The following is a 6,112-nucleotide window of genomic DNA, read 5'->3' as shown; positions in this document are numbered from 1 at the left end:
GATAAAAAACTCTATGGCATATTAGCGGCGGTTCATGTATCCCCGGAATTACGGGAAAAAATTCTGCAAGAAGGGTTTTATGTGGCTCGGATTCATGACCAAGTATTTGAATTAGATATTCCCGATAATTTTCAACCTCAACCTTATTAAAACAGCAAAGGCTATCGCTTTTGATCTGAATCTTGTTAGGGATGATTAGCCCAATATCAAGAACAATCAGGTTCTTAGTTACTTAGTATGGTTCGATAGGGTGGCAGACATCGACTAAATGCTTATCTGGCAAGAGATTTAATTGATTAGTTCGCTCTAGATCGAAAACAATTAACAAAAATCGCCAAATGTCTTTCTCTATAAGAGTTTCATTCCTTATAACCCTGTACGTTGCATAAGACAAACCGAAGAACCAACAACACCTTCTTTTCTCAATCATTGATCGTTTCTACCTGTAAGGGCAAGTCAAAAATTTTTCCCTACACCCTACACCCCATCCCCTGTCTACTTTTTAGGCTCTCTGTCACCCCGTGAGGGATCGGGATTTTGAGGAGGAGGAGATTTAGTTGAATAATCTTTGCAGAAAAGTGCTTTGATCCCGCAGGAAAACCTGAGCGCAATTGCGCCCTGGCATCCCCGAAATCGAGCCGCCCGGATGAGTTCCTGCTCCGGTTAAATAAAGGTTTTTAATTGGGGTTTTGTAGTTAGCTATTTCCGGCAAAGGACGCAGGAAAATCATCTGATCTAAGGTCATATCAAGATGATAGTAATTACCTTTATAGGAACCCAAACGATTAGCTAATTCTGCCGGACTTTCCACCCGACGGGCAATAATGGCGGATTTGAGATTCGGGGCATAATCGGCCAGTTTATCAAGAACTCGATCGGCCACGCGATTTTTTAATTCTTCCGTCCATCCCGTGCCGTTTAATCCTGTTCCCTCGGCCCCGGCAATCTGATAGGGGGCAAAAAATTCAATCCAGAGGGTATGCTTGCCCTGGGGAGCCATGGAGGGATCGAGAATAGTGGGTACATCTAGGTACATCGAGGGATTTTCGTCGGGAATCTGCCCCAAAATCGTTAAAGCGTGGGCCTGTTCAACGTGACGCACGGAATCGGCGATAAGAATCGTTCCCTGTAAATACTCCTCTTTGTGATCGTAAGCCTCGAACCTTGGCGCTTCGGCGAGGGCGCAATCAATTTTAAGAATTGTTTCATTGTTATTGACAATTCGCCGTTCTACCCTTTCTCGCAATTCCGGATCGGCGGCATCCAGATCGGCGGGGGCGACTAACTGTAAAAAGACTCGTCTAGCGTCAATATTAGAGATAACACCCGCTTTTGCCAGATATTCTTGTCCAGAGTCCACTCTAACCCCGATCGCTTGTCCTTCCTCGATTAGAATCTGTTTAACCTTCTGCTCGGTTAAAATTACCCCACCGAGACTGACAACACATTTCACCAGAGCCTCGGTTAGTGCGCCCGTACCACCACGAGGGCGAGCCACCCCGGGGGAGTGACGCATCGCCATCATCATCATCCCGGAGGTAATGCCTTTTTGGGAGGGAGGAGCGCCAATTTCTGCCGCTAGACGAGCGAGGGGTGCTTTGACAAATTCGCTCTCAAACCACTCATTGAGGACATCTTCGGGGGAAGTAATCATCGTGCGGATGAAGTCGAGCAGTTTCTTTTTCGAGCCGATCGCTTTCCAGACACTAGCTAAGGCACTAGAGTTATAATTGCGGGCGATTCTGAGCAAATCTTGGGGCGGAGCGTTAAACCAAGGCCCAATCGCATTCAGCAACTGTGCCCAATAGTCGATAAACTGAAGGTAGCGATCGGCATCTCGCCGAGAAAACTGGGCAATTGCGGCGTGAGTTTTTTCCAGAGAGCGATAGGAAAGAAAATATTGGCCGGAGGGATGGGGACAGAAAACGGTAGGATCGAAGAATAAATACTCTAATCCGTGGCGTTTTAGCTCTAATTCCTCAATTACCGGCCCCAAAAAGATAAATTCGTGATCGATCGCACAGAGATTAAACTTAAAATCAGGGGCTTGATCGGGGATAACCGCTTCTGTGGTAGCCGCTCCTCCGGGTACGCTACGCTGTTCCAGAAGGAGGACGCGATAACCAGCTTTGAGGAGATAGGCGGCACAAACTAAACCATTATGCCCCGCACCGATGAGGATGACATCGTAACTTTCCATACAGTTTCAAAAATTCCTATTTTTAATTTTGCGCTTTTCTTGACTCTAATATGTTAAAAATAGTTAAAGATTAGCTGCTGTCAGCAGATTTCAGCGAGTCCTTATGAGTGAGCAGGTAGAAAACATTTAATTTTTCCTTTTTTTTATGAGTTCTTCCATCAAAGTTATTCAACCATCCGGTATTTTAGATGGCAACCAAGCCAGCGAATTTCGCCAAGAAATTGCCGAAGCCGTGCAGGGAGGGTCAGAGGTTATTATCGTTGATTTCAAGAATGTCACCTTTATGGATAGTTCTGGTTTAGGGGCGCTAGTTTTATCCTTAAAAACCGTGCGTTCTGCGGGGGGTAAACTATTGATCTGCTCGATTAATGAGCAGATAAAAATGTTGTTTGAATTAACCGATATGGATCGAGTTTTTGAAATTTTTAATAACCGAGAAGAATTAGAACAAAAAATCCTCGGAAGTTAATTAACGAAAATCCACCTGCATGATCGAAAGATCATCCCTAAAATTACCATCAAATTGTAAAGCTTGAATTTTTTCAATAAAATTATCAAGATTTTTAGCAGAATTACAGTGATAATTTCGTAAAGATTGAATAAAGTTTTCTAGTCCCCACATCCTACCATCAGCACAATCGATCTCGTAAATTCCATCGCTAAAAAGATAAAGGCTACTGGAGAAATTCAGGGATTGAACCTGATTGATATATTCTGCTTCCGGAAACATCCCGATGGGAAAACCGGGGGCTTTCAGTCTGGTTTCAATCATCTGTCCAAAAGGTTTTTGAGTCAGGAGAACTGCCGGGGGATGACCGGCACTGGCATAGGTTAACTGTTGTTGTTTCTGATCATAAATTCCGTACCAAATAGTAAAATATTTATCATTCTTAGGGCTGATTTGATAAACTTGATTTAACCCTTGTAAAACCTGATTAGGTTGATAGTAATTCACCTGACTTAAACCACGAGAACGGAGTAAATTAATCACCGAAAGGGAAGGTAAAGCCGCTCGCAAACCATGGCCTGCCACATCTAAAAGATATAACACCAAATGGTCATTATCTAACCAATAATAATCAAAACCATCGCCCCCCAATTGACGAGAAGGAAGGAAGCGAAAATCGATAGCAAGTTTGGGAGAAATAAAAGGTTCTGGTAACAGCGATCGCACATATTCCGCCGCCTCCGCTAACTCCATTTCTAGTAATTGTTTTTGCGCTTGCAGATCATGACTTAATTGATGCAAACGAATTCCCGCCCGCACGCGCGCTCTTAACTCATTAATCTCGATCGGTTTACATAAAAAATCATCGGCCCCCGCATCCAATCCCTTGACCCGATCCTCCACCGATCCCAAAGAAGTTAAGAGGATAAAAAAAGTCGTTGACAGTTGGGGATTGAGCTTAATTTGCCGGCAAACTTCCAACCCATCGATCCCCGGCATCATCCAATCACAAATAATCATCGCTGGTTTTAGTTGCCCCGCTTGCTTTAATCCTTCTTCCCCATCACTGGCAATAAAAACCTCGTATTCCTTCCGCAAAGCGCGGCTCAGAAACGTTTGAATTACTCCATCATCATCAATTACTAGAATTCGTACCATCTTTTTTGTGACTTGACTATCTCAATCTTACTGCCTACCCCCGACTCCCTGACAGATGACTTTGCTTGTCCCTCAACCAGGGATTAAATCCAGAATCGAGCTAACACATCAGTCATAGTTTGGGAAAAATGGTATAACTTCTAGCGTAAGGCATTGGAGAGGTAAGCCGGGGGTGAAGATTTCTTTTCAGGTAGATAGCGATCTCAAGTCCTTAGATACCGTTTTAAAATATTTTGAGCAACTTGAACCAGCGGGCATTCCCCAAAAAGACTGGCTCCAGTGTCAGCTTGCTCTTGCCGAAGGTTTTACCAATGCAGTCCGTCACGCTCACCGACACCTACCTCCCGAAATCCCGATCGAGATCGAGATCGAGATTACCCGATCCCAGATGGAAATTCGCATCTGGGATCGGGGTTCCGCCTTCGATTTAGAGGACTTTATCGAGAAAAACGCCTATCATGACTATAGTTTCTCTGGTCATGGGCAAGGACTGCCCATCCTCCAAAAAATCGCCGATCAACTCAGTTATACTCGCAGCGAAGATCAGCGCAACTGTCTGTTAATTATTAAACAATTTTCCCGCCATGAATCCGATCGCACCCCTCGTTTCTCCTAATTGGTTAGTAACTAATCTCGATCGCCCCGATCTGATGGTTATTGACTGTCGTTTTCAATTAAATGATCCCGATCTCGGTTATCAACAGTATTTAGCCAATCATATTGAAAATGCCTTCTATTTACACCTCGATCGCGATTTATCGGCTCCCGTTGCCCGTCATGGCGGCCGTCATCCTTTACCGAATCCGCAGACGATAGCCGCCAAATTAAGCTCTTTAGGGGTGATTTCCGGCCAAACTCATGTCATCGCCTACGATGCCTCCCGTTTTGCCTTTGCCAGTCGTCTCTGGTGGTTATTACGTTATCTGGGCCATGAACGAGTCAGCATTCTCGATGGTGGTTGGCAAAATTGGTTAAATGCCGGTTATCCCGTCTCCAATCAGATACCTGTGCCGAAAACCGGCGCTTTTCTCCCCCAAGTTCAACAGGATTGGGTAGTCACGATCGAGGAGGTAAAAAGGCAAAAAGAGCAAGCGGGAGTGGTGTTAATTGATGCCAGGGAAAGCGATCGCTATCGGGGCGAAAGGGAACCGATCGATCCGATCGCCGGCCACATCGGGGGGGCGCTTAATTATCCCTGGTTAGAAGTCACCGATAGTCAGGGTTTTTGTCAATCCCTGGCCTGGCAAAAACAACGTTGGCAAGAGCGGCAAAGCGATCGAGAAATTATCCTCTACTGTGGTTCGGGAGTGACAGCCTGTGTCAATATCCTTTCCCTTACCCTAGCCGGATACGACAATGTTAAGCTATATTCTGGAGGTTGGAGTGATTGGTGTTCCTACCTGATCTAACCCGCCTTGTTGATGTTCATCTATCTAGAAAGATTATCGAAATGACCTAATTACTGTACAATCCCTCTATTATCACTTTTAATTATTCCGAAACTATTATCTAGTTTGTCTCCTAAGTGGGTGGGTGGAATTAAATATAAGATGAACGTAGGTTGGGTTGAAGCATGAAACCCAACGCCCGATTATGTTACGCTACCGCTAACCCATCCTACAAATAATTGTGCCTCCCTACTTAGACAAAAAAGCTAATTTTTATTTTAGTTGCTATCTTTTTGCTCTCAAATCACCGCTATTCCTCAAAGAATAGTCGTTTTCCCCCGTAAAATTACCTAAAATGTCGGATGAATGCCCCCGCTACATTTTTCGACAAGATACTCACCTTTGCGGGGGATGAAATCCGACCAGAATATCAACCGCGGAGCATCGGTTTAATTCTACCATCTGTGGGTAAACTGTGTTATAATTAACTTAGCCAAAGGTCAAGGATTGTTAGATGCTAGTCGTAGAAGCAAAGTTAAAAAACGGAACACCAGAGCAATATCACCAGCTTAATGAAGCTATTAGAACTTCTCAGTTTGTGCGTAACTCTTGTGTTCGTTATTGGATGGACAATCAAGGGACAACCCGCAATGATCTCCAAAAACTTTGTGCGGTACTAGCTAACAATAAAGAGACACCTTGGGTTAATAAATTAAACTCTCAAGCTCGCCAATCGGCTGCTGATAGAGCCTGGCAATCAATTAATCGGTTTTACCAGAATTGTCATGCTAAGATACTTGGGAAAAAGGGTTTTCCTCGGTTTAAAAAGCATAGTCGTTCGGTTGAGTATAAACTAACAGGCTACAAACTATCTGATGAGCGACGTAAAATCAAGTTCACTGATGGTTTTAAAGCAGG

At 44.2% G+C, this 6,112-nt stretch carries 5 protein-coding genes and 1 pseudogene; 4 read left to right on the top strand and 2 right to left on the bottom strand.

Annotated features, from left to right (window positions below):
- Positions 1 to 553: 553 nt before the first annotated feature.
- Entirely contained in the window at positions 554 to 2,200 is a 1,647-nt protein-coding gene (gene crtO, locus IM456_RS21465; RefSeq protein ID WP_149988497.1) for a beta-carotene ketolase CrtO, read from the bottom strand.
- A 145-nt stretch (positions 2,201 to 2,345) separates the two neighbouring features.
- On the opposite strand from crtO, the gene IM456_RS21460 reads away from it, so the two are divergent.
- Positions 2,346 to 2,669 carry an STAS domain-containing protein gene (locus tag IM456_RS21460; protein WP_052275544.1) on the top strand — a complete coding sequence of 108 codons (324 nt, stop codon included), beginning with the start codon at positions 2,346 to 2,348 and terminating at the stop codon, positions 2,667 to 2,669.
- On the opposite strand, the gene IM456_RS21455 is transcribed toward IM456_RS21460, so the two are convergent.
- Positions 2,670 to 3,806 (bottom strand): PP2C family protein-serine/threonine phosphatase, encoded by a 1,137-nt coding sequence (locus IM456_RS21455; protein ID WP_287693962.1) that lies wholly within the window; start codon positions 3,804 to 3,806, stop codon positions 2,670 to 2,672.
- Positions 3,807 to 3,978: 172 nt separating this feature from the next.
- Between IM456_RS21455 and IM456_RS21450 the strand changes: the two genes are divergently transcribed.
- The 3 genes and pseudogenes from IM456_RS21450 to IM456_RS21440 all read left to right on the top strand — a co-directional run.
- The gene (locus tag IM456_RS21450; RefSeq protein WP_149988503.1) at positions 3,979 to 4,422 is read left to right on the top strand and encodes an ATP-binding protein; all 444 of its coding nucleotides are present in this window, start codon (positions 3,979 to 3,981) and stop codon (positions 4,420 to 4,422) included.
- On the top strand, positions 4,391 to 5,215 hold the full coding sequence (locus tag IM456_RS21445; RefSeq protein ID WP_149988506.1) for a sulfurtransferase: 825 nt from the start codon (positions 4,391 to 4,393) through the stop codon (positions 5,213 to 5,215). The genes IM456_RS21450 and IM456_RS21445 overlap by 32 nt, the downstream gene beginning before the upstream one ends.
- A 493-nt stretch (positions 5,216 to 5,708) precedes the next feature.
- A pseudogene (locus IM456_RS21440) lies at positions 5,709 to 6,112 on the top strand (RNA-guided endonuclease TnpB family protein); the annotation flags it as partial.

The sequence above is a fragment of the Microcystis sp. M079S1 genome, assembly GCF_020246425.1.
GTDB classification, from domain to species: Bacteria; Cyanobacteriota; Cyanobacteriia; order Cyanobacteriales; family Microcystaceae; genus Microcystis; species Microcystis aeruginosa.
This window is presented reverse-complemented; position numbering and strand designations above follow the sequence as displayed.

Bases quoted from the DNA above. Each gene is read 5' to 3' on its own strand.
- crtO (WP_149988497.1), bottom strand. From the start codon at position 2,200: ATGGAAAGTTACGATGTCATCCTCATCGGTGCGGGGCATAATGGTTTA.
- IM456_RS21460 (WP_052275544.1), top strand. From the start codon at position 2,346: ATGAGTTCTTCCATCAAAGTTATTCAACCATCCGGTATTTTAGATGGC.
- IM456_RS21455 (WP_287693962.1), bottom strand. From the start codon at position 3,806: ATGGTACGAATTCTAGTAATTGATGATGATGGAGTAATTCAAACGTTT.
- IM456_RS21445 (WP_149988506.1), top strand. From the start codon at position 4,391: ATGAATCCGATCGCACCCCTCGTTTCTCCTAATTGGTTAGTAACTAAT.